This is a genomic window from Candidatus Yanofskybacteria bacterium, assembly GCA_003514055.1.
Lineage (GTDB): Bacteria > Patescibacteriota > Minisyncoccia > 2-02-FULL-40-12 > GWA2-44-9 > UBA12115.
In genome coordinates, this window is sequence record DOSG01000009.1 from 1 (window position 1) to 21777 (window position 21777).

General features: G+C 44.4%; 25 protein-coding genes and 4 tRNA genes. 18 read left to right on the plus strand and 11 right to left on the minus strand.

Going from position 1 to position 21777, the window contains the following annotated elements; translation table 11 throughout:
• The 4 genes from pnp to DEG18_03590 all read right to left on the minus strand — a co-directional run.
• Window positions 1-1868: polyribonucleotide nucleotidyltransferase (gene pnp / locus DEG18_03575; protein ID HBX58663.1), on the minus strand; the 1868-nt coding region annotated here is incomplete at its 3' end.
• Between the two features lie 161 nt (window positions 1869-2029).
• A complete protein-coding gene (locus DEG18_03580; GenBank protein ID HBX58664.1) occupies window positions 2030-2545 on the minus strand; it encodes a hypothetical protein in 516 nt (171 codons plus the stop codon).
• Window positions 2546-2557: 12 nt separating this feature from the next.
• A complete protein-coding gene (locus DEG18_03585; GenBank protein HBX58665.1) occupies window positions 2558-2818 on the minus strand; it encodes a 30S ribosomal protein S15 in 261 nt (86 codons plus the stop codon).
• Between the two features lie 150 nt (window positions 2819-2968).
• The gene (locus tag DEG18_03590) at window positions 2969-3274 is read right to left on the minus strand and encodes a hypothetical protein (protein HBX58666.1); all 306 of its coding nucleotides are present in this window, start codon (window positions 3272-3274) and stop codon (window positions 2969-2971) included.
• Between the two features lie 60 nt (window positions 3275-3334).
• Here DEG18_03590 and DEG18_03595 point away from each other — a divergent pair, with 60 nt between their 5' ends.
• Window positions 3335-4300 carry a hypothetical protein gene (locus DEG18_03595; GenBank protein HBX58667.1) on the plus strand — a complete coding sequence of 322 codons (966 nt, stop codon included), beginning with the start codon at window positions 3335-3337 and terminating at the stop codon, window positions 4298-4300.
• Between the two features lie 186 nt (window positions 4301-4486).
• On the opposite strand, the gene DEG18_03600 is transcribed toward DEG18_03595, so the two are convergent.
• Window positions 4487-4569 (minus strand) — tRNA-Leu (locus DEG18_03600).
• A 158-nt stretch (window positions 4570-4727) separates the two neighbouring features.
• Between DEG18_03600 and DEG18_03605 the strand changes: the two genes are divergently transcribed.
• Window positions 4728-5258: a cob(I)yrinic acid a,c-diamide adenosyltransferase gene (locus DEG18_03605; protein ID HBX58668.1), complete on the plus strand. Its 531-nt coding sequence runs from the start codon at window positions 4728-4730 to the stop codon at window positions 5256-5258.
• 38 nt (window positions 5259-5296) lie between these two features.
• On the opposite strand, the gene DEG18_03610 is transcribed toward DEG18_03605, so the two are convergent.
• The 6 genes from DEG18_03610 to DEG18_03635 all read right to left on the minus strand — a co-directional run bounded on the left by DEG18_03610 (window position 5297) and on the right by DEG18_03635 (window position 8545).
• Window positions 5297-5368 (minus strand) — tRNA-Cys (locus DEG18_03610).
• A gap of 1 nt (window position 5369) precedes the next feature.
• Window positions 5370-6917: a translation initiation factor IF-2 gene (gene infB, locus DEG18_03615; protein HBX58669.1), complete on the minus strand. Its 1548-nt coding sequence runs from the start codon at window positions 6915-6917 to the stop codon at window positions 5370-5372.
• A 59-nt stretch (window positions 6918-6976) separates the two neighbouring features.
• The gene (locus tag DEG18_03620; GenBank protein ID HBX58670.1) at window positions 6977-7315 is read right to left on the minus strand and encodes a pyrimidine dimer DNA glycosylase; all 339 of its coding nucleotides are present in this window, start codon (window positions 7313-7315) and stop codon (window positions 6977-6979) included.
• Window positions 7316-7493: 178 nt separating this feature from the next.
• Window positions 7494-7580, minus strand: a tRNA-Ser gene (locus tag DEG18_03625).
• A gap of 125 nt (window positions 7581-7705) precedes the next feature.
• Window positions 7706-7794 (minus strand) — tRNA-Ser (locus tag DEG18_03630).
• Window positions 7795-7819: 25 nt separating this feature from the next.
• Window positions 7820-8545: a hypothetical protein gene (locus DEG18_03635; GenBank protein ID HBX58671.1), complete on the minus strand. Its 726-nt coding sequence runs from the start codon at window positions 8543-8545 to the stop codon at window positions 7820-7822.
• A 72-nt stretch (window positions 8546-8617) separates the two neighbouring features.
• On the opposite strand from DEG18_03635, the gene DEG18_03640 reads away from it, so the two are divergent.
• From DEG18_03640 to DEG18_03715, 16 genes are all read left to right on the plus strand, one after another.
• Window positions 8618-9679 (plus strand): hypothetical protein, encoded by a 1062-nt coding sequence (locus tag DEG18_03640; GenBank protein HBX58672.1) that lies wholly within the window; start codon window positions 8618-8620, stop codon window positions 9677-9679.
• Between the two features lie 82 nt (window positions 9680-9761).
• Window positions 9762-10040 carry a hypothetical protein gene (locus DEG18_03645; GenBank protein HBX58673.1) on the plus strand — a complete coding sequence of 93 codons (279 nt, stop codon included), beginning with the start codon at window positions 9762-9764 and terminating at the stop codon, window positions 10038-10040.
• 56 nt (window positions 10041-10096) lie between these two features.
• Window positions 10097-10708 carry a hypothetical protein gene (locus tag DEG18_03650; protein HBX58674.1) on the plus strand — a complete coding sequence of 204 codons (612 nt, stop codon included), beginning with the start codon at window positions 10097-10099 and terminating at the stop codon, window positions 10706-10708.
• Window positions 10708-11262, plus strand: a complete 555-nt coding sequence (locus DEG18_03655; protein ID HBX58675.1) for a hypothetical protein — start codon at window positions 10708-10710, stop codon at window positions 11260-11262. The genes DEG18_03650 and DEG18_03655 overlap by 1 nt, the downstream gene beginning before the upstream one ends.
• Entirely contained in the window at window positions 11240-11515 is a 276-nt protein-coding gene (locus tag DEG18_03660; protein ID HBX58676.1) for a hypothetical protein, read from the plus strand. The genes DEG18_03655 and DEG18_03660 overlap by 23 nt, the downstream gene beginning before the upstream one ends.
• 65 nt (window positions 11516-11580) lie before the next feature.
• On the plus strand, window positions 11581-13347 hold the full coding sequence (locus tag DEG18_03665) for a hypothetical protein (protein HBX58677.1): 1767 nt from the start codon (window positions 11581-11583) through the stop codon (window positions 13345-13347).
• Window positions 13348-13365: 18 nt separating this feature from the next.
• Entirely contained in the window at window positions 13366-14421 is a 1056-nt protein-coding gene (locus tag DEG18_03670) for a type IV pili twitching motility protein PilT (protein ID HBX58678.1), read from the plus strand.
• A gap of 2 nt (window positions 14422-14423) precedes the next feature.
• Window positions 14424-15629 (plus strand): hypothetical protein, encoded by a 1206-nt coding sequence (locus tag DEG18_03675; protein ID HBX58679.1) that lies wholly within the window; start codon window positions 14424-14426, stop codon window positions 15627-15629.
• Between the two features lie 112 nt (window positions 15630-15741).
• On the plus strand, window positions 15742-16368 hold the full coding sequence (locus DEG18_03680; GenBank protein ID HBX58680.1) for a hypothetical protein: 627 nt from the start codon (window positions 15742-15744) through the stop codon (window positions 16366-16368).
• 98 nt (window positions 16369-16466) lie between these two features.
• Window positions 16467-17228 carry a hypothetical protein gene (locus DEG18_03685; GenBank protein HBX58681.1) on the plus strand — a complete coding sequence of 254 codons (762 nt, stop codon included), beginning with the start codon at window positions 16467-16469 and terminating at the stop codon, window positions 17226-17228.
• Window positions 17191-17604 (plus strand): hypothetical protein, encoded by a 414-nt coding sequence (locus DEG18_03690; protein HBX58682.1) that lies wholly within the window; start codon window positions 17191-17193, stop codon window positions 17602-17604. Before DEG18_03685 ends, DEG18_03690 begins: the two co-directional genes overlap by 38 nt.
• 2 nt (window positions 17605-17606) lie before the next feature.
• Entirely contained in the window at window positions 17607-18215 is a 609-nt protein-coding gene (locus DEG18_03695) for a hypothetical protein (GenBank protein HBX58683.1), read from the plus strand.
• Window positions 18206-18721: a hypothetical protein gene (locus DEG18_03700; protein HBX58684.1), complete on the plus strand. Its 516-nt coding sequence runs from the start codon at window positions 18206-18208 to the stop codon at window positions 18719-18721. The genes DEG18_03695 and DEG18_03700 overlap by 10 nt, the downstream gene beginning before the upstream one ends.
• Window positions 18721-19266 carry a hypothetical protein gene (locus DEG18_03705; GenBank protein ID HBX58685.1) on the plus strand — a complete coding sequence of 182 codons (546 nt, stop codon included), beginning with the start codon at window positions 18721-18723 and terminating at the stop codon, window positions 19264-19266. Before DEG18_03700 ends, DEG18_03705 begins: the two co-directional genes overlap by 1 nt.
• Entirely contained in the window at window positions 19250-19642 is a 393-nt protein-coding gene (locus tag DEG18_03710) for a hypothetical protein (protein ID HBX58686.1), read from the plus strand. The genes DEG18_03705 and DEG18_03710 overlap by 17 nt, the downstream gene beginning before the upstream one ends.
• A gap of 70 nt (window positions 19643-19712) precedes the next feature.
• Window positions 19713-21776 (plus strand): NAD-dependent DNA ligase LigA, encoded by a 2064-nt coding sequence (locus tag DEG18_03715; GenBank protein ID HBX58687.1) that lies wholly within the window; start codon window positions 19713-19715, stop codon window positions 21774-21776.
• The last annotated feature ends 1 nt before the right edge of the window (window position 21777 follow it).

Consider the following 21777-nt stretch of genomic DNA (forward strand, 5'->3'; position numbering starts at 1 on the left):
TGATTTATAAGCTTTATAGCCTTCTCCATACCTTCGGTGGTAGCCGAAGTCACGAATACCGACCCATCATCATCGATATCAATTTCAGCTCCAGTTTGCTCAATAATCTCATTAATCATTTTACCTCCTGGGCCGATAAGGGCGCCGATCTTTTTTGGATCTATCTTCACAGTTTGAATTCGAGGAGCATACAACGACAACTCTGCCCTAGGCGTAGCGATAGTTTTAGTTATGACATCTAATATCTCCAATCGAGCCTTACGAGCCTGAGCTAGAGTCTCTTCAACGATCTGAGGGGTAATACCTTCAATCTTCACATCCATCTGCATCCCAGTCACGCCATCCTTTGTACCGGCAACCTTCAAATCCATATCTCCATGATGGTCTTCTGGTCCTTGAATGTCGGTTAATATTTTGTATTTCTCACCCTTTTCATCAAACATCAGCCCCATAGCAATACCGGCGGCGGGGGACTTGATTGGCACTCCGCCATCCATCAAAGCTAGCGTTGAACCACAAACCGAGGCCATCGATGACGAACCATTAGAAGAAAGAATCTCAGATACTAAGCGAATAGTATACGGAAATTCATCTTTGTTCGGGATGATAGGCTCTAAAGACCTCTCGGCTAAATAGCCGTGGCCAATATCTCTACGGCTCAGAGCTCCAACACGTTTAACTTCGCCCACGCTGTATGGAGGAAATGCGTAGTGGTGCATAAACCTCTTCTTAGTTAGACTTATTTCCATGGTTTCTAGCCATTGTTCCATGCCTGGTGCGGCCAGCGTTAAGATAGACAAGGCTTGGGTAGTACCACGATTAAATAGCCCGGTACCGTGAGTGTGGGGCAATATCCCGACCTGGGCTGAAAGCTCGCGTAGCTGGTCAATCTTGCGCCCATCAGGACGCTTCTCGCCATCGAGAATATTACGATGAACGATACGATCGATCTCTTCCTCAAATATTGCAGACGCCTCGGCTAGCTTCTTGTCAGCTTCTGGGCTGTCAGCGAATTGGCCCTTGATATACGCCATCAACTCATCTTTGACCTGGCCAAGACCTTCATAGAATTCGGTCTTACTTTTACCGGGCGCATATAGAGTTTTTTCAAGTTTTGGATCTGCAAAGTCACGAACCAAAGCCGTTAAGGCCTGATCGTGAGTAAATATATTAAGCTCTTTCTTCTTTTTTCCTATCTCGTCGGCGATCTTATTCTGGAAATTAATGACTGCCCCAAACTGTTCAAATCCAGCCTTGATAGCTTCGGCCATATCTTTCTCTAGCACGATATTGGCGCCGGCCTCGATCATATTTATTTTTCCAGCTGTTCCGGCAACCACGATATCGAAATCACTTACTAAACGCTCGGCATATGTTGGGTTAAAAACCAGCTTACCGTCAACTCTGCCAACTCGGACAGCAGCGACAGGCCCAGCCCAAGGGATATCAGAGATCATAAGGGCCATCGAGGCACCGATTAAAGCGGGGATATCTGGATCATTGATCCCGTCGAACGACAAAACGGTGGTCACCACCTGTATCTCGTTGCGGATATTGTGATTAAAGAGTGGGCGTAGAGCTCGATCAACTAGACGACCCGACAGAATGGCCTCATCTGATGGTCGGCCTTCACGCTTGATCCACTTGGAACCTTTTATCTTGCCAGCTGCGTAGTACTTCTCTTCGTACTCAACCTGAAGCGGCATATAATCGACAGCCTTCTCGTTGGCCGACATGGTGGCATTAACCAAAACGCTTGTTTCACCATATTGGACCAAACAAACGCCATTAGCCTGGCCGCCTAAACGACCAACTTCAACGGATAGAGTCTTTCCAGCGAACTCTTCCTGGTACTTCTTTATTTCCATTTAATTACCGACAAACGAGAGGAAAGTGAGTAATATCCGCCTCCGGCAATTGCCGGAGGCGGACTGGGATTCTGCCCACTATTTTCTGGCCTTCCAGAGAACACTGGGAAAAACCCGCACATCGCCTCATTCCTCGCCCTCGTATCTGTTTGCCTGTTAAATTACTTCAAAAGTATTTTATCTTTTAACTGCTCTAAATCAATAAAATTATTAGCCACTTCGATTATCTTGGCACTAGCGCTTCTCTTGAATCCAGCTACCTCAACTATCAGCCCGCTATACTGTAGATACTCGACTAGCGGCTCAAAATCGCCGTCGCCAGAAACGATAATAACTACGTCCAGCAAGCGAGATAAGCCAATTGCGTCTACGGCTAGACCCACGTCCCAATCACCCTTTTTCATGCCTCCTGGGAATATCTGTAAATCTTTCATTTTTAGCTCGTATCCAGACTTTTCAAGAGCACCGAAGAAGGCACGCTCTTCATCGGTATCTGACTTGACGACGTAGGCAATGGCCCTAGAAAGCTGGCGACCGTCAGATACAATCTTTAGTAATTCTTTAAAATTAACCCTGGCCTTATAAAGGTTCTTGGCCGAATGATACATATTCTGAACATCGACAAATACACCGATACGGTGATGTTTTCTTTGGGGAGAGGTTATTTTGTGAGACATGGACTTATTCTATTAGAGGTCAAGCTTCTTGACCAAAGAGGCGTGTCTTTTTGGTGCCTCTCTCTTGAGGTAATCCAAAAGTCTCTTTCTCTTGGCCACCATCTTTAGAAGACCCAACCTTGAACTGTTGTCTTTTTGATGCTTTTTGAGATGTTTAGTGAGCCTAATAATCTCCTCGCTAAACAAAGCAACCTGGGCCTCAGCTGATCCAGTATCCTTTTCATGGATCCTGACCTTCTCCATCACTTTTGTTTTCTCTTTGCTATTTAACATGTCTTGATCGTATCCATCAGCCTCGGCCAATGAACCGTAATTAACTTATATCTTGTTTTACCATAAAAAATAGCCAAATGCAAATACGTTTTTATAAAGAAATGGCCCGCGGAAAGTTCCGCGGGCCGGGTCTGACGAGATGACGCGGCTTCAGTTCGGCTTGGAAGCCCGCCTCCTTTTCTCCAGGATCGTCGCTCGAACAAAGTACCCCAGGGCAACGAGGCCCCAGGATGCGAGGCCGAAGCGGAAGAAAGTCATCTCGCCATGACTGACTCCTGGAGGCGGTGAACCCCTCAAAACCCCGTCGACCATAAACATGAGACCAGCCATACCGGAGACGACCCACATGATGAAGGCAACGATCATTACCGCGGCAACGATCACCTGAGCAATCACCTTGACACAGCTTCCGAGGACCACGAACGCCGCTACTAAGAAATCCACGATCTCCTTCATTGGGCACCCCTCTCTTTTTAAGGTTACCCCGATTATATCACGATAAATTTAGTTCGTCAAATGACTCCGTTATGCGACGATTGCCTAAAGTTGTATAATTTAAATGCCATGGCAAATAATGCAAAAACGCTTAAGATCCAATACTTAGAATATATCGAAATCGAGAAGAACCGAGCGCCCAAAACCACGGAGAACTACGGCCGCTATCTTGATCGTTTTTTAAATTTCGCCAAGGTTGCCAACGTTGAGGATATTTCTGAAGAAACAATAAGACAATACCGACTCCATCTTAATCGTCTACGTGATCACGACAATCAACCGCTAAAGAGAATCACTCAGAATTACCACATCATCGCCCTGAGAAATTTTCTTAAATATCTAGCCAAGCGAAGTATAAAATGCGTGCCAGCCGAGAAGATAGAGTTGGGTAAGCAGGAAGATAGAGAAGTTACATTCCTTGAGCCAGAAGAATTAAAAAGATTCCTAGAATCGCCGGGCGATAAGAACTTGCGCGCACTGCGTGATAGGGCAGTTCTGACTATTTTATTTAGCACCGGTATGCGTGTTTCTGAACTATGCTCTCTAGATAGAAATAAAATAGATGTAAATCGAGGCGAGCTATCGATAGTAGGGAAGGGGAGCAAGATAAGAGTCGTATTCCTATCTGACGACGCCAAAGAGAACATAAAGGAATTTATCGCCAAACGCTCCGACGTGGACGAAGCTCTTTTTATAAGGATCCCTAAAAATGGCAAATTCGGGAAAGAAGACGACCTCCGACTCACTCCTAGGAGTATCCAGAGAATCGTAAAGAAGTATGCAATTAAGTCCGGCATCATGGGCAAGAACATAAGCCCACACACATTGCGCCATAGTTACGCTACTGACCTTTTACGTAATGGCGCCGATATCCGCTCCGTCCAAGCTATGCTCGGCCACTCATCAGTAACCACAACCCAGATATATACCCACGTCACCGACAAACAACTTCGCGAGGTACACCAGAGATTCCACAATAAAAAATAGTCCGGCAGCTGCCGGACTATTTTTTATTGGTGCCCGGGGTGGGACTCGGCCTCGGCTCTCGTCACGCCGTCGCGCTCCTCGGCCTGGCCACCGCCTCGCGGTCGCGCCTACTGGCGCAACATCGCTCCGGCGTTCTCGTCCCGATAAGCATAATGACCACGCGAACGTGGTCATTATGCTTATAAGTGCCCGGGGTGGGACTCGAACCCACAAGCCCTTGCGAGCAAAGGATTTTAAGTCCTTCGTGTATACCATTCCACCACCCGGGCAAATCATAAAGTTGTTGCCGGGTGATGGTCCTGGGAAACTTTTGTTTCCCGCCAAATGCTACAACACTCGCATTCGGCCCACCCGGGCAAAACCACTAAACACCAGTGATTATAACTTCATTTCGAATTATTTTCAATTCTGATATTATGATCTTGCTATGGGGTTATTCTATACGAAAAAGGGCGACAAGGGCTTCAGCCACGTCGGCAAAATCAAGATTAGCAAGCTCGACCACCATATCGAAGCTCTTGGCCAGCTGGATGAACTAAACTGTCTAATTGGCGTTTTTAAGTCGGAGCAAAAAGATAAGGCGTTAAAAACGACACTGCACCGTGTCCAAGAGAATCTTTTTATTATTCAAGCCATTGTCGCCTACAAGATGCTCAGAGAGAAAAGGATACCCCCACAACTAGAGGAGTCCACTCTTAGGTCCATAGAATCAGTGATTGATGAGATTGAATCGAAATTGAAGGTAGAAAGAAAATTCATTATACCCGGAACTAATCCAACGTCAGCCTGGCTAGACTACATACGAGCTAAATCAAGAACTACTGAAAGGGCCCTACTGAGGATTAAACTAAAAAACCCCACGGCCAATGCCTACATGAATCGCTTATCAAGCCTATTCTTCGCTCTAGCCAGACAAGTGGGCCAGAAGGGTAGAGAGTCTTCCCCTAGATACAAGTAATCATAAGAGCCCACCTATGGTGGGCTCTTATGATTATGAGGCGCGGGCGGGAATTGCACCCGCGTATAGCGGTTTTGCAGACCGCTGCCTTACTACTTGGCTACCGCGCCATTACAAAGTCCTCTTCACGCTCTCTTCTTCGTATATCTCTATTATATCGCCCTGCCTTATCTCTGGCATATCTTTACCGCCGAAGTCCAGCCTTAATCCAGCTTCGAGACCGTCGGACACTTCAGTTACATCTCCCTTGTTGTGTTGGAGTTGACCGATTTTGGCACTCCCCAATACACCCTCTCCTCTTAATATATCGCATCCGACACCCCTAAGGGCTTTACCAGATATGACCTTGCCACCAAGGATTATAGACTTAGTATCTGTTTTAAATATAGCGATAACTTTGAGCTTGCCAATAATGTTTTTCTTAACCTCAGCTCCAAGCAAGTTGGCCATTTCGCCCCTGATATATTCGACTAACTCATAAATAATGTCGAATGTAGCTAGCTTGATGCCATCCCTCTCTGCCAATTTCTCAGCCGATTTGTCTACTCCAACTCTGAATCCAATAACTTGAGCCTTGCTAGCAATGGCCGTCTTGATATCAGCTTCCCCAATACTTCCTATGCCATAACTAATCACGTTGTATCCTACTTCATCCGATTTGATCTGACCGACAACGTTATCCAGGGCCTCCATAGAGCTAGAGACATCTGTCTTGAAGACCATATTGAGTACTTTTTTATCTCCGTGATCTTCTCTTGTGCTCGTAATGAATAGAAGCAGCTGCTTAATGTCAACATTTGCAGCTTGCAGATCTTCAGCCTCATTCTTGTTCTTGGCAACCTCGAAACCTTTTCCTATCTGAGGGGCAGATGCCCAGCCCATAATTACTACCGGCTGTGATGGTCGAGCTTCTACGATCGAGTTTCCTTTAAAATCTTCCATCGATTTTATCTTTCCAATCACCGTGCCCACTACAATAAAGTCTCCAATCTTAAGAACGCCCTTATTTACCAGGGCCGTTGCTACGTTTCCTCTTTGTTTGTCTAGGTGCGATTCAATTATGACGCCACCAGTAGGGGAGCCTAGATCTTCGCCAAGCTCCTCGACTTCAGCGACTAGTAAAATCATATCCAGGAGGTCATCCAAGTTCTTCCCGTCTTTAGCAGAAACTTCTACCATAGGCACCTTGCCGCCCCAATCTTCGGCCAGTACATCTTCAGAAGCCAAGTCCTGCTTGACCCTCTGAGGATTAGCCGCATCCTTATCCATTTTATTTATAGCTACTATATACGGAATCCCTGCTTCTTTTATAATATTGATAGCTTCTTTGGTCTGCGGCTTAACACTTTCATCTGCCGCAACGACTAAGACTGCGATATCCGCAACTTTGACGCCTCTAGTTCTTATAGCGGCGAAGGCCTCATGCCCGGGAGTATCTAAGAAAGTGATTGTCTTACCGTGGACCTCGGCCTGATAAGCACCTATATGCTGAGTGATCCCGCCGGACTCACCGTCCACAACGTTGGTATGCCTAATCGCATCAAGAAGCTTAGTCTTGCCATGATCTACATGACCCAAGACAACCACCACCGGTGGCCTTGAATTAATATTAGGTTTTATCTCGTTATTTGACATATTGACCGATTTCAAGTCTATCATGATGACCCCATTCGGTCAAAATAATAGCTATCGCACTCGCGATAGCTATTATTTAGCCGCTAATCTCTAAAACACTCGCAAGGCTTATCCCGTAGCAATACTTTCTGCCTATCCAGGTCATCTATGAGATATTCTTGACCTGGCTTCCCTTTGGAATATTTTTTGTTCAGCGGAGATCTATGACTATATTTTCTGTTAATCATTTCCTCTACCAAGGACTCATGCCTGATGTATAGGGCCTTCAATTTGCCAACCCAACGCTTAGTCTCTGGATGCTGAGAATACCCACCCTTACCGTCGTGTATAGTTAAAATATTCCACAAACCGTGTAATTCGCGATGTTCCGCAAGAAGATGCTTTCTGCATAGATGTTTTGGATGTATGTCCCAAATGCGCATAAATTTGGCGGAGAGAGTGGGATTCGGCCTCGACTAAACTTTTGTCGTCACAAAAGTTTGCCTGACCACCGCCTCCTGATTTTATTTACTAATGAAATCAGTCCGGCGTTCGAATCTCACATCAACTCAAGAATAGATGCCACCGGATGTGCCATTAGGGCACATCCGGTGGCATATGCGGAGAGAGTGGGATTCGAACCCACGAGACCCTTGCGAGTCTGGCGGTTTAGTAAACCGCTGCTTTTAGCCACTCAGCCATCTCTCCAAAGGGAAGATGAGAAGATCCTTCTTCGCATTTCGGTTGCGCCAACATCGTTCCGGCGTTCGAATCCTCCCGAACCCACAGATAGCTTGTGCCAGCCCGCCCCGATGGCAGACTAGTACAATATGCGGAGACGGGAGGATTCGAACCTCCGGACCGGTTTGACCCGATCACCTCTTTAGCAAAGAGGCACATTAGACCACTCTGACACGTCTCCAATTCAGCAAATATTATCACAGAAGCTAGCCCCGAGCAATCGCGAGTCCGAAAACTTCTCTGGCCCCATTTTCCTTCAAAACTTTGGCGCATTCATTCATCGTCGCACCCGACGTGACCACATCATCCACTAGGATTACCCTAGCACCCTTCGCGTATTTAAGATCTTTCGCCTCGAAGATATTCAGTACATTCTCTAGGCGGACACTCCTATCTTTTACACTAGCCTGTAAGACAGAACCTTCCCGTCTCCTTATTGTATCGACCTCCATCGGCATTAAAAAATTATCGGCGATGCTCTTGGCTAGAAGTTCTGCCTGATTGAAACCTCGCCAATTGAACCTCCTCCTACTTAATGGTACCGGCATGACTATAGTGCTCTGATCGAACAAGTTAATCTTTCTTTCCTTGCCAAGCAACCCTAGATACTTAATCAATAGTACCGATAGGGGACCGCTGAGCTCTTTTATGAAGCTATACTTAAAGTACTTCACAGACCTCTGAATCAACTTATCTTTATATTCTGTGGCCACAAAAAGTCTATCTATGTAAACGCTATCTCGACACAACCAGCAAGCCTCTCCGTCAATGACCGCTAGCTTGCAGCCGATACATTTAAAACTCCTATTTATTTTTATATCCGACATGCACGAGTCACACAGATAGACATCTTTTATCTTTCGACAACCTAGGCATCGAATAGGAAAAACTAAATCCATCAACCAGCCACTAATTCTGCTGCAATAGTGCATATTTTCTTTTTTGTCTTATTTCTATTGTGATATACTTATTATTGTAGTTGATACTACAAATAAACTAAAGGAATGTTTGGACTATTCAAATCTGAAAGCAAGCTCGGGATCGATATAGGCACCGCCTCGATAAAGATTGTCGAAATGGCTAAGAAAGATAATCGTTTTGCCTTAAGCAACTACGGACTTTTCGAATTGAATGAGTCGACAACCTCTGGTGGAGTATCCGGGCAGAACATACTAAAACTTCCAGACGAGGAAATTGTCTGGGGCATAAAAGAGGTTATCAAGAAGGCCAATATATCTTCTAAGGATGTAATAGCCTCTATCCCATCCTTCTCGACGTTCTCGACCGTAATACAGATGCCCTATCTGTCCGAGAACGATCTGATAAAAGCCATACCCTTCGAAGCTAAGAAATATATACCCATTCCAATAGAAGAGGTGAGTATGGATTGGTCAATAATTGAAGTCAAAAAAAATCCCAATAACCCAACTAGGCCAACCGTAGAAGTCTTCCTAGCTGCTGTCCCCAAAGATGAGACGGCTCGATATCAAAGAATTATGCAGAATGCCGGCCTGAACTTAAAAGCGATAGAGCTAGAAAACTCTGCCCTAATTAGGGGCTTACTGGGAAATGATCTCGCCCCGACGGCTATTATTAACATAGGCGGACGAAGCACTTCTATACTAATAGTGAGCAAAGGATACGAGAGAATGGGCCACAACTACGAAGTGGGCGGATTCGAGATCACTAAATCAATAGCCAAGTCTCTGGGCATAGGCGTAGAGAAAGCAGAAGAACTTAAAAAGAAGCTTGGGCTCAACCAAGATGACGAGAACATAGTTCGCCAAGCCATGTTCTCGCTTATAGACATGATGGCCTTTGAGACAAGGAAGACCATAAACATATACGAAGAAAGCCAAAATCAAAAAATACTCAGAGTAATACTGGTAGGCGGATTAGTTAATATGCCCCACTTTGCAAACTATTTCAAAGAGAAGCTTGGGAGGGACGCCCTTATTGGCAATCCCATGGCTAGAGTGGTGTATCCTCAGGGCCTAACAAAAGTTATACCAGAGATATCGAGCACATTTGCAGTGGCTACTGGGCTGGCGATGCGAGACCTTTAACCAAATAAATAATCAAAAAAACTTGGAAGAACAAAGACAGCAACCACAATCGATACAGAGAAGCGATCGCAACGATACCCTTATGGGGATTTTATGCTACCTATCATTTCTAGTTTTCATTCCTTTTGTTACGGCCAAGGATAACGAGTTCATCAAATTTCATGCCAAGCAGGGTCTGGGCGTGTTCTCATTAGAAGTTATTGGCTGGATATTGGGATTTATGCCAGGAGTTCATGCCTTCTCATTAATAATATCTGTAGTAACGCTAATACTTTCAATAATAGGGATAGTCAATGTACTAAACAACAGGACGACCCCTCTGCCAATTGCCAATCAAATCAGCGACTTACTCAACTTATGATCCGGTTTGTTGATAACAATAAAGGCGTTTCAGGATATAATTAAGTAATAAACACTATGTCAGATCAAGGTGGCTTACAACTTCTCCCAGAAACAAGGAGAAAAATAACCGTTACCGTCCCTGGCGAGAATAGGCTTCTTTATCTAGGCGTTGTCTTTTTGATTTTATCGGCAACGGCTGTCTTTGGTATAAAATTTTATACGAGCCAGGAGCTTGAGAGTTACAACTCACTAAGAGCCGATGTAGAAAAAAAGAATTTAGAAATAAATACTCAAGCTAAGGGCGAAGACGGGGCAGACCTGATCGAGAAGATAAGGGTGACGGGAAAACAGCTAGACATTGCGTCGTCTCTTCTAAATTCACACATACTATGGTCAAAAGGGCTAGAAAGGCTAGAAGGCCTACTGTTGCCCACCGTGCAGGTTGATTCATTATCGATGTCAGCCGCAGATGGTACGATAAAATTCATGGCCCTCGCTCCAAGCTACACGGCGATAGCAAAGCAAATAGCATCTTTTGTTAGTAATCCAAAATATATTAAAGACGTTACTATAGGCGAGATAACTACTCAGACGACTGGTAAACTTCAGTTCAGCATGAATATCGAGATCGAAAGGTCAACATTCCTAAGACCAGATACAACTCCGAATCCAACGCCAGCCAAATAATGACACCCACGACTAAAAATTATATCGGCGCAACTCTAATCTCAATAAGCTTATTCGGCTTAATAGCTTTTGCCTGGCCAGAATATTCGAGCATCCCCACCATAAAAACCGGGATAATTGAGATGGAGAAGAATAAGGCCATGGCTACGACTGCGCTAGAAAGTATCAAAAAGATAAAAGAGGAATACGAGTCACGAGGACCGATAGTGACTAAAGTAACCAAACTTATACCGCAGAAAAAGAATACCGAAGAAATAATATCCACGATCGAAGCTATTATATCGGTTACCGGAGTTAGGTTGTCCAGGCTAGCCGTAGGGGACGCCAAATCTCAGTCTGGCTTACCATATAATTTGTCCCCGATAGAATTGACCATAAACGGAGCATACCCATCTATTGGCGTATTCTTAAAGACGATCGAGAGCAATATCCGCCTCCTAGATGTTACTTCCGTTCAAATGGGCAAAGATCAACAAAATCCAGGGCAGCTCAGCTTTAAAATTAGTATCAGTGGTTATTATCTAAAAAACGATGCCCCGACAATCAACAAATAAATTAATACTTCTGGCGATTATATTCCTTGGGATTGCCTTGGGCTATATGTACACCATATATTACACCGAGGCCGCGACCCTAGTTCCAGTGTCTGCGACATCCAAGGTTAGCGTATCCGGGCTTACCGAGCTCATCTCTAAGATCAGATGGGACATTACAGATGGCTCAGACTTCAAATCTTTGAAACAGTTTGGCGAATCTCCGGTTAATCCAGGCGTAACCGGCAATAGAGATATTTTTGCTCCCATTTAACGTCGCAGGGGTACACTGGTTATCGGGGAATCCCGTGCGTTAAGCCCGAGGATTTCATTTTTATCATGCCGAACAAGAGTCCACAAACACTAATAAGGGGACTACTAGAAAAAGGGGTCATTCTCCAAAAAGACGCCGATACTTTTGCCGTGCTTGCCGAGAAGCAAAATCGCGACTTTGCCCAAATACTTATAGATAAGAACGTACTCTCAGACATAGATCTTCTTAATTTAAAATCCGAGCTATATCGTCTCCCAATTGTAGAATTAGATAAAATAGATTTAGACAAAACAGCTTTAAAAGAAATTCCAGAAGAGACAGTTGTATTCTATAAAATTGTTCCCTTCGCTAGAGATAATGGAGTGCTTAAAGTAGGAATAATAAACCCGGACGACATTGGCGCTCTTGAAGCTCTTAAATTTATCGCCGGGAACAAAGACCTAACCATAGAGCAATACCTAATAAGCTATCGAGACTTTAGTTCGATACTGAGAAATTACAGAACGTTGACCGGAGAAGTGGGAGAAGCTCTTGAATCTTTGTCTGGTGAGCTAGAGAAAGAGGGGAGCGAAGAGGTCCAAGAAGCCATGCCGAAATCGATCGACGAAATCACGGCCGAAGCTCCGGTAACAAAAATCGTAGCCGTTATAGTTAAGCACGCCGTAGATTCCAGAGCTTCTGACATTCACATCGAGCCATTCGATGATCGAGTTAGGATACGCTTCAGGGTTGATGGCGTTCTGAATACGTCTTTAACACTACCAAAAAATTTACACTCGGCAGTTTTAACTCGTATTAAGATTCTCTCTGATCTGAAAATTGACGAGACTCGACTAGCTCAAGACGGACGCTTCGCGACAAAACTAAACGATAGGAAGATCGATTTTCGCGTTTCCACCTTCCCAACCAAAAACGGCGAAAAAGTTGTTATGCGTATACTTGATCCCTTAACTGGCAAAGTCGATCTTCCCGATTTAGGACTAGAGGGCAGGCCGCTTGAAGTCCTAGAAAGGGCACTCAAGAAACCTTTTGGAAGCATTCTCATCACCGGACCAACCGGATCCGGAAAGTCTACGACTTTGGCTGGTATGCTAAAACGCATAAACACCGAGGATATCAATATAGTAACTCTCGAAGATCCAATTGAATATTTTGTAGATGGCGTAAATCAATCACAGATCCACGAAGAAATAGGATATACGTTTGCTTCTGGATTGAGGCATATTCTTAGACAAGATCCCGACGTAATCATGGTAGGAGAAATCCGAGATAAAGAAACAGCTGGGCTAGCGACTCAAGCTGCCCTAACCGGCCACATTGTTTTATCTACCCTCCACACCAATGACGCTATCGGTGTGATTCCTAGGTTAATAGACATGGGCGTAGAGAAATATCTAATACCTCCTACAATAAATGTCGCCGCGGCCCAAAGGCTACTCAGAAGGCTATGTCCCGAGTGTAAAATAGAAGCAAGGGCCAACACAGGAGAAGAGAAAATTATAAATGAAGCTATAAAATCCATGCCCAAGGATTATGCAGATAGCCTTTACTCTAAAGAGGGCTATTCAATCCGTAAACCAAATATCGGTTTCGCCTGCAAGACGTGCAATGGTAAGGCCTTTAAGGGCCGAATAGGCATATTCGAAATGATGGAGATGACGCCAGAGCTTGAGAAAATAATACTTGGCACCATATCCGAGACTGTAATTGCTCAAGAGGCTAGACGCCAAGGCATGATCACAATGTTTCAAGATGGAATTCTAAAAGTTCTTCGGGGATTGGTCTCGATGGAAGACCTCTTAGAAGAAGCCCAGGCTGAAGACAGCTCTTAATAGTGTATAATAAAAAGTATGGACCAGAAGCAATACTTGGAAGAACTACTAAAAACTACTGCTCAGAATGGAGCATCAGATTTACACATATCTCCGGGCCATTATCCAGTGATCAGGATCGATGGTCGACTAGTACAGTTGTCTAATTACAAAATATTAGACAAGGAGACGGCGAGTGATCTAGTGCTAGCCCTGCTAGGAGATAGGGCCGCCAGGTTTATATCCGAGAAAGAGCTAGACTTCTCTTTCTCTTTGGGGGACTCTCGTTTCAGAGCTAACGCCTATCAAGTTCAAGGCGGCTATGCTGCGGCCATGAGGTTAGTCCCAAATGAATTAAAGACCATTGAAGACCTAGGGCTACCTCAGATAGTAAAACTTTTCAGCAAGCTCTCTCAGGGCTTCGTCCTTGTAGTCGGACCGACTGGCCATGGCAAATCAACGACCTTAGCCGCCATCATAGAATTGATAAATAAAGAGCGTGCGGAGAAAATAGTAACCATCGAAGATCCCATCGAATATATTTTCTCTCCGGATAAAAGCGTCATAGACCAGAGAGAGCTTTATGGGGATACCTTCTCATTCCACAGAGCCCTAAGATCCACGTTTCGAGAGAACGTAAATGTAATCATGGTAGGGGAGATGCGCGACTACGAAACCATGAGTGCCGCCGTGACTGCCGCCGAAACCGGCCATCTCGTGTTGGCATCCTTACATACTAATAGCGCTGGCCAGACAGTCGAAAGAATAATAGACAGCTTCCCAGTCGATCAGCAGCCACAAATCAGAAATCAAATCGCTAACACTTTGTCTGGGGTTATATCACAAAGACTCATTCCCGGAGTTAAGGGTGGGCTAGTCCCGGCAGTTGAAGTTATGATAGCTACGCCAGCAGTTCGCACGCTCATAAGAGATAATCGTCCCAAGCAATTGGACTTAGTCATAGAAACTAGCCAAGACGTTGGCATGATCTCGCTAGACAGGTCGCTTGCCGATCTAGTTCGTCGTAAATTAATCAGCATTGAAAGAGCGGAGTTTTATTCACTTAATCCTTCGGGCTTTAGAAGCCTGCTATAAATATGGACTTTAAATACAAAGCAAAAACTCAGCCAGGGGAGTTGCTCGACGGCATCATCGATACCCCCACAGAAGAAGAGGCAGTAAAGATCCTTCAGACCAAGGGCTACATTGTTGTATCTATAGCCCCAGCTAAGAAAAGTTTTCTCGATATAGACATAAATCAATACCTGTCCAGAGTAAAGAATAAGGACATCGTCATATTCACTAGGCAACTGGCCACGTTAATGGACGCAGACATGCCACTCTCCGAGGGCCTAAGAACCTTAGCTCGTCAAACAGACAAGCCAGCTTTAGCAAAAATACTTACCGAAGTCTCTTCCTCCGTGGAGGCAGGATCGTCTCTATCTGCAGCCATGGCTCAGCATCCAGACTTATTCTCATCATTTTATATTCAGCTAGTTAGGTCCGGAGAAATGACGGGGAAGATGCACGATACATTGCTCTATCTAGCCGACTACATGGAAAGGTCTCAGGCCATAAATTCAAAAATTAAAGGGGCGATGGCCTACCCAGCCTTCATATTATTCGCCATGCTCGTAGTTACCGGCGTTATCACCATATATGTCTTTCCTCAGTTGCTGTCTATTTTCAAAGAGACGAATGCAGCCGATCTCCCAATTACGACAAGGTTCTTAATCTGGTTTACTGACTTCCTGAATGCATACATTTTCCAGGTAATTATAGCTCTTATTCTTCTAGGAATATCCGCCTGGAAGTTTATCGGGACGCCTCGTGGTAGAACCATGCTCGATAAAATCAAAATCGACTTTCCAGGCCTTGGGACAATCGCTAGGAAAATATATCTAGCCAGGATAGCCGAGAGCTTGGCGACCCTAATTAAATCGGGGATTCCCATTTTAGATGCCCTAAAAATAGCGGCCGATCTAGTCGGCAACGAGAATTACAGAAGAATTATTTTACAAGCCGAGGAGAGTGTACGTGGCGGCGGTTCCATATCTGAGGTCTTAGATGATTATGAAGAAATCCCTCCACTCATGTCCTCCATGGTTGCGATAGGGGAGAAGACGGGCAAGATAGATTTCATGCTTGATCATGTAGCGAAATTCTATAAAAACGAGTCCTACGAAACTATCCAAAACATCTCTGCCCTTATCGAGCCAATATTGGTTCTTGTTTTAGGCGCCGGCGTAGCAGTACTAGTCTCAAGTGTTTTACTTCCAATATATGGCATGGTAGGCAGTTAGCTGTTGACAACCTAGTTGTAGTTAACTCTTGATGTATATATAATACGAGCATAGGAAACTAACCCCCAATTTCACATCTTAGCCCCTGAACATCTGGGCCTAAGCGTAGAAGTTGAGAAATAAAAAGGTGTCATTTGTAAAAAAACTATTAAAGAAAAGAGATCTCTCCAAAGGTTTCACACTAGTCGAGCTGCTAGTCGTTATCGCCATCATTGGAGTTCTGTCCACAATGCTTCTCCTCCAACTTGGAACAGCCAGAGCTAAGGCTAGAGATGCCAAAAGGGTTACAGACGTAAACCAAATAAGAACAGCTGTCGAGATGTTCTTCGACGATAATGGCGGCAGATATCCCTCTACGATCGACTCGGGCACAGATAAAGACATCCTGGTCAAATACATGACGTCTAATACGTTGCCAACTGATCCAATCTCTGGTGGTCCTTATGGATATTCAAGCTATGGCAGAGTGGCGACACCGATTAAAGCCTACAAATTCCATCTGTATGCTGAGTTAGAAAGAAAAAATACGGCCGCTTTTGCAGCTGACGCCGACATAAATTCTTCCGATACTGCGGCTGACAAATGGCCTACGGCTGGTGTTCAAGGATTCGTGCTTGATGCCGGAACTCCAGCAGTCTCAGAGCTTTGCGCTGCAGCATATGCTCCTCCAGATCTAACCACAGGAGCGTTAGACGCTACAGCCAGAGATTGCGTTTACGACGTAGGTACGACTAACTAGCTTTTACAAATAAAAGACTCCCGCTAAGCGGGAGTCTTTTATTTTATTTGCCGATACAAGAATATGCTCGAGGCGTATTTTTATGATATCCTTTAAATATGGTTTCTAGTTATATAATTTTCGGCGTTCTAGGTTTATGCATTGGTAGTTTCCTGAATGTCTTGCTATATAGATTGGACAGAAGAGGGGGCATAGTAACCGGAAGATCGGAATGCACCCACTGCCACAAGACATTGGCTTGGTATGACCTAGTACCAATTGTAAGTTTCGTCGCGCTTAGAGGCAGGTGTCGCTACTGTAGAGGGAAGATCTCTTTGATCTACCCAGCAGTTGAGCTAGCGACAGCACTGACTTTCATAGCTATGCTCCTCAATCTCGGGTCGCAAGGATATATATTCCTGCTAGCTCACGTCACAATCGGTGCGACCTTGGTATCTTTAATCTTCTTCGACTACCTATACTACATATTGCCCGACAAGGTATTAATCGCTCTCTTGATCATGTCCCTATTCATAAATATTTATTTTAGAATGGATACTTTCTGGTATTCATTGGCATGCGGCTTATCCATTGCCTCATTCTTTGGTATACTGTATTTAGTCTCACATGGGACCTGGATTGGCTTCGGAGATGTAAAATTAGTTTTCATAGTTAGCTTCTTGCTTGGCTATCCCCAGGGCCTGTTAGCAATAATACTAGCCGTATGGTTGGCGTCGATAGTCGGTATCGGTCTAATAATTAGCAGAAGAGCCAGCCTAAAAACTGCTCTGCCTCTTGGATCATTTATCTCTATAATCACTTTAATTTTAATAACATACCAACATGGTTTTACAAAAATCATCGAACGATATTATTTCTAGGGAAACGACTATCGCCCAGGTTGCACTGGTCATAGTCATAATCTTGGTCGTGGCTATCATAGGCTGGGCATCTAATACAACCAAAGATGCTGCACTAGCCACAGTCTATGTACAAATAGGCATCGGCGGACAAGAGAGAGCATTTGAGGGCGGGATCACCGAAGGCATGACCGTACTAGGAGCTATAGACGTAGCAACGACGACTGGAAAAATAGATTTTGAGTATGATCTTTCTAAAAACAATCAGGCTAGTATATTAAATATTGGCGGATATCGAGACAGTTTTGAAATTTATCTGAACTCTAAAAAGCTTACATCGGGAGAAGTAGATAAGACTCAAGTTAGAGCCGGCGACAGAATAGAAATAAAAATATAGCTATGCGCTTGAAGTTAGCCTCTAAAAACAATCAGGGCGGATTTGCCCTGATAGATATTCTTGTCGCCATAACTATCATTGCGGCTATGAGTGGCCTTCTTCTCTCTAACTTCTCAAAAACAAGATTAAACCTAAACGAGTCGGCCGGCATACTGGTGGCGGCCATACGAGCGGCCGAAGTCAAGACGACGTCTAGCACCACATACGAGGACGCTCACAGATGCGGCTTCGGACTTCGCGTTTACGACACAAAGTCTGTAGCGCTCTACGCTGGGCCGACTACCAACAATCCAAGCGATTGTGGAGATAAGAAATTCGATGCCGACCTGGGCTACAAGATCATAGAAAATATTAAGCTCATCGACCTTAGAGTAGAAATAAAGAGAGAGGTCCCTCCAGCTGAAGACCTAGACGTATTCTTCACTCCGCCCGAACCAAAGACATGCATAAATGGCATAGACGAACTCTTAGGTACGTGCCCGGCAAATAGATCTGGGAGATTAGTTATTGGAAAGATCGACGAAGACTGCACTTCGTCACTATGTAAAACTATATGCGTATACGGAACTGGAAGGATAGAAACATATGACGACTCCATATCATGTCCATAAAATATAAGCGAAGTCAGGGTGGTTTTACGATAATAGAGAGCCTAGTCGCACTCGCCGTTTTAGGCGTAGCACTTGGCCCCATGTTAGCCATGGCTAGCATGGCCTCCAATGTCTCCGCAGCGGTAAAGAACAACCTTACTGGAGCAATGTTAGCCCAAGAAGGAGTAGAAGTTGTTAGAGCCTTAAGAGATGCCAACTGGCTAAACAGTGTCGAATTTGATCAAGGCCTGGTTGGCACATGGATACTTCAGTCAGATACAAATCTAGCAAATAAGAGTCCTGAACCAATAAATATCGACGAAGATAATCAATATCTTAGGTTCAATGCCGAGACTGGTCTATACAATTACGATTCTGGCACGGATACTATATTTAGAAGGAAAATAACCATAACCAAGAATCCTACCAATGAAGACGAGATGATCGTCGTTTGCGAAGTAACCTACAAGAACAGATCCTCCGATAAAGTAATTCGGATAGAAGATCATCTTTACGACTGGAAATAATGCGAGACTTAAAGCTAAAAAAGGATAAGCAAGCCGGCTTCACTATCATTGAAGTCATTATTTCTATATTTATATTCTCCGTTTTAGTTGTAGCCATTGGTGGGATATTCGCTCAAGCCCTTAAGTTAGAGAGAAAAACATTCGCAGCTCAAAAGATACAAGAAAATGCGCTGAGGGTCTTTGAGATCATGGCTCGAGAAATAAGAATAAGCCAAGTGGCCCCTCTCGATAATGGTTGCTATACCTCAATAACCATGAATAGTCCATTCGCCGCGCCAGAGTGGGATCCTGTTACGTTCTCTTTGAGCTCTGGAGGAGGGATAACCCGACAGGAAGGATTAGCCGCTTCAGCGGAGTTAGTAACCTCTACAGACGTTGTATTTAATACGCTGAATTTCTGCATCAGGGGATCGAGGCCAGACGACCTGGAGCCAGCAAGAGTTACGATTACTGCCAACATCCAAGCCAAAATTGATAATGTATATTCAGTCGACGTCCAGACCACAATAACTTCACGTGACGTAAGAGATGACTTCCAGAACTAATAAAAAATCACAGCAAGGATCAATTATCGTTTTCTCGATAATAATAATGACGATCCTACTTACGATAACCTTGACGCTGGTTCAAATTGTCATACCAAAAATAAAAACAATCAACGAAGCTGTTAATTCAGTTTATGCAGTTTTTGCCGCCGACACGGCGATGGAATGGTGCCTTTACACCAACAGGGCTAAGCTTTGGATAGCGCCACCCGAGTTGACCAATACGGCCGAATACGAAATATATGGTAGCATCAGCGGCCAGCCAGAGATCGACATAACCAATAACGCATTCTGTGAAGGCGATAAACTTAACTTCAGGACACTAGGGACGTATGGCGGAGTTACACGATCATTTGAGGTTACCCAAATTGAATAGCTTCAAACCTACGCATAGCACTTAAAAGGGCCTTTTTAAAGGCCCTTTTAAGTGCTATAAAGATATATAGATGCTAGAGGTTAAACAAGCTAAAGAGAGGGCAGAGAAGCTTAGAAGATCGTTAAACAGACACGACTATCTTTATCATGTCCTGGACGAGCCAGAGATATCTGATCAGGCCTACGATACCCTTAGAAGCGAGTTGGCCGAAATAGAAAAACAATACCCAGAACTCGTGACTCCGGATTCGCCAACACAAAGGATCGGAGGCAAACCGCTAGATCATTTCGATAAATTTAAACACCCAGAGTTAATGCCATCGCTAAATGACTGTTTTGATCCTAGCGATGTAACAGATTGGAATAATCGTTTAGAGAAAATCTCTCCCGGCTCTACTAAGCATGGCTATTTTTGCGAACTAAAGATAGACGGGTTAGCCATAGAGCTTATATACGAGAAAGGCGTCCTCAGCGTTGGGTCAACCAGAGGCGATGGCAATATCGGAGAAGACGTAACCCAGAATCTTAAAACTATAAAAGCTATACCCCTTAGTATCATCCCCGAAGAAGATGTCATAAAGAACTTAGCTCGAGAAAAACTTTTAGGGATAAAAGATGCCGTTATCTCTGGGATCAGAGACAGGGTGGTAGTCAGGGGAGAGGTATTCTTAGGAAAAGATCAATTTAATAAAGTCAACCAGGAGCAAGCCAAAAATGATGGTAAGCTATATGCTAATCCTAGGAATTTAGCTGCTGGATCAATCAGGCAGCTAGATCCCAGCGTGACCGGATCGCGATCACTAGATTCTTTCGCTTATGCCCTAAAAACAAATCTTGGCCAAACGACCCATGAAGAGGAGCATCAGATTCTAAGCGCCTTAGGCTTCAAGACTAATCCCCACAATAAGCCTTGCAAAACGATAGGAGAGGTCTATAAGTTTAGGGACTACTGGGCGACCGCCAGAGATAAGTTAGAATATGAGATAGACGGCACCGTCGTAGTCTTAAACAATAATCTAGAGTTTGATAAAATCGGCCACGTTGGCCGCGCGCCTCGTGCGGCCATCGCCTATAAATTCGCTCCGGCGGAGGCTCAAACCATGATCGAAGATATAGTCATACAAGTTGGCCGCACCGGCACTCTGACGCCAGTAGCCATATTGAGGCCAGTCAAAATAGGCGGGGTTACGGTCTCGAGAGCCACTCTCCACAACCTAGACGAGATCGAAAGATTGGGCGTCAAAGTAGGCGATACGGTTTTAGTTGGACGCGCCGGCGACGTTATACCAGATATCAGAGAAGTATTTAAGGATTTACGCACGGGTAGGGAGAAAAAATTCTGCATGCCAAAAAGTTGTCCCGTCTGCGGAGAAGTCATAAATAAAATCGAAGAGCAGGTCGCCTACAAATGCGTCAATAAAAATTGTCCGGCCATTAGAAGAGAGGGGATATACCACTTCATATCCAGAAAAGCTTTTAACATGGATGGCATAGGGCCTAAGGTCATTGATCAGCTCATAGCTGCTGCCCTAATAAGAGACTCGGCCGACCTATTCCATTTAAAAGAAGGCGATTTTCTTAATCTCGATAGATTCGCCGAGAAATCAGCCCGGAATGCATACGAATCTATCCAATCCAGAAAAAAGATCTCTTTGTCTAAATTTATATATTCTCTAGGCATAGAGCATGTTGGCGAAGAAACGGCTTTCGTATTGGCTAAGAAATTCAAAACCCTAGACAAAATTGCAACGGCCAGCCTAGAAGAGCTACGAGACGTGAGCGATGTTGGTCCAGTAGTTGCACAGAGCATACATGATTGGTTCAGTAAATCATATAATCATAAAATGCTGCAGAAATTAGAGACTGCAGACATAAAGATAGAAGAAGAACGGCCAACAATGCGTAACGAGAAAATAGCTGACAAAATATTTGTCCTTACTGGATCAATGAAAACGCTATCTCGAGAGACGGCCAGTCAAAAAATAAGAGATCTCGGTGGAGACATATCTTCCACGGTTTCAAAGGATACTGGCTACGTTGTGGCTGGCGAAAATGCTGGGTCGAAATACGATAAGGCCCAAAAACTAGGCGTAAAGATAATCTCAGAGTCGGAGTTCTTGGAAATGCTCGGCTAAT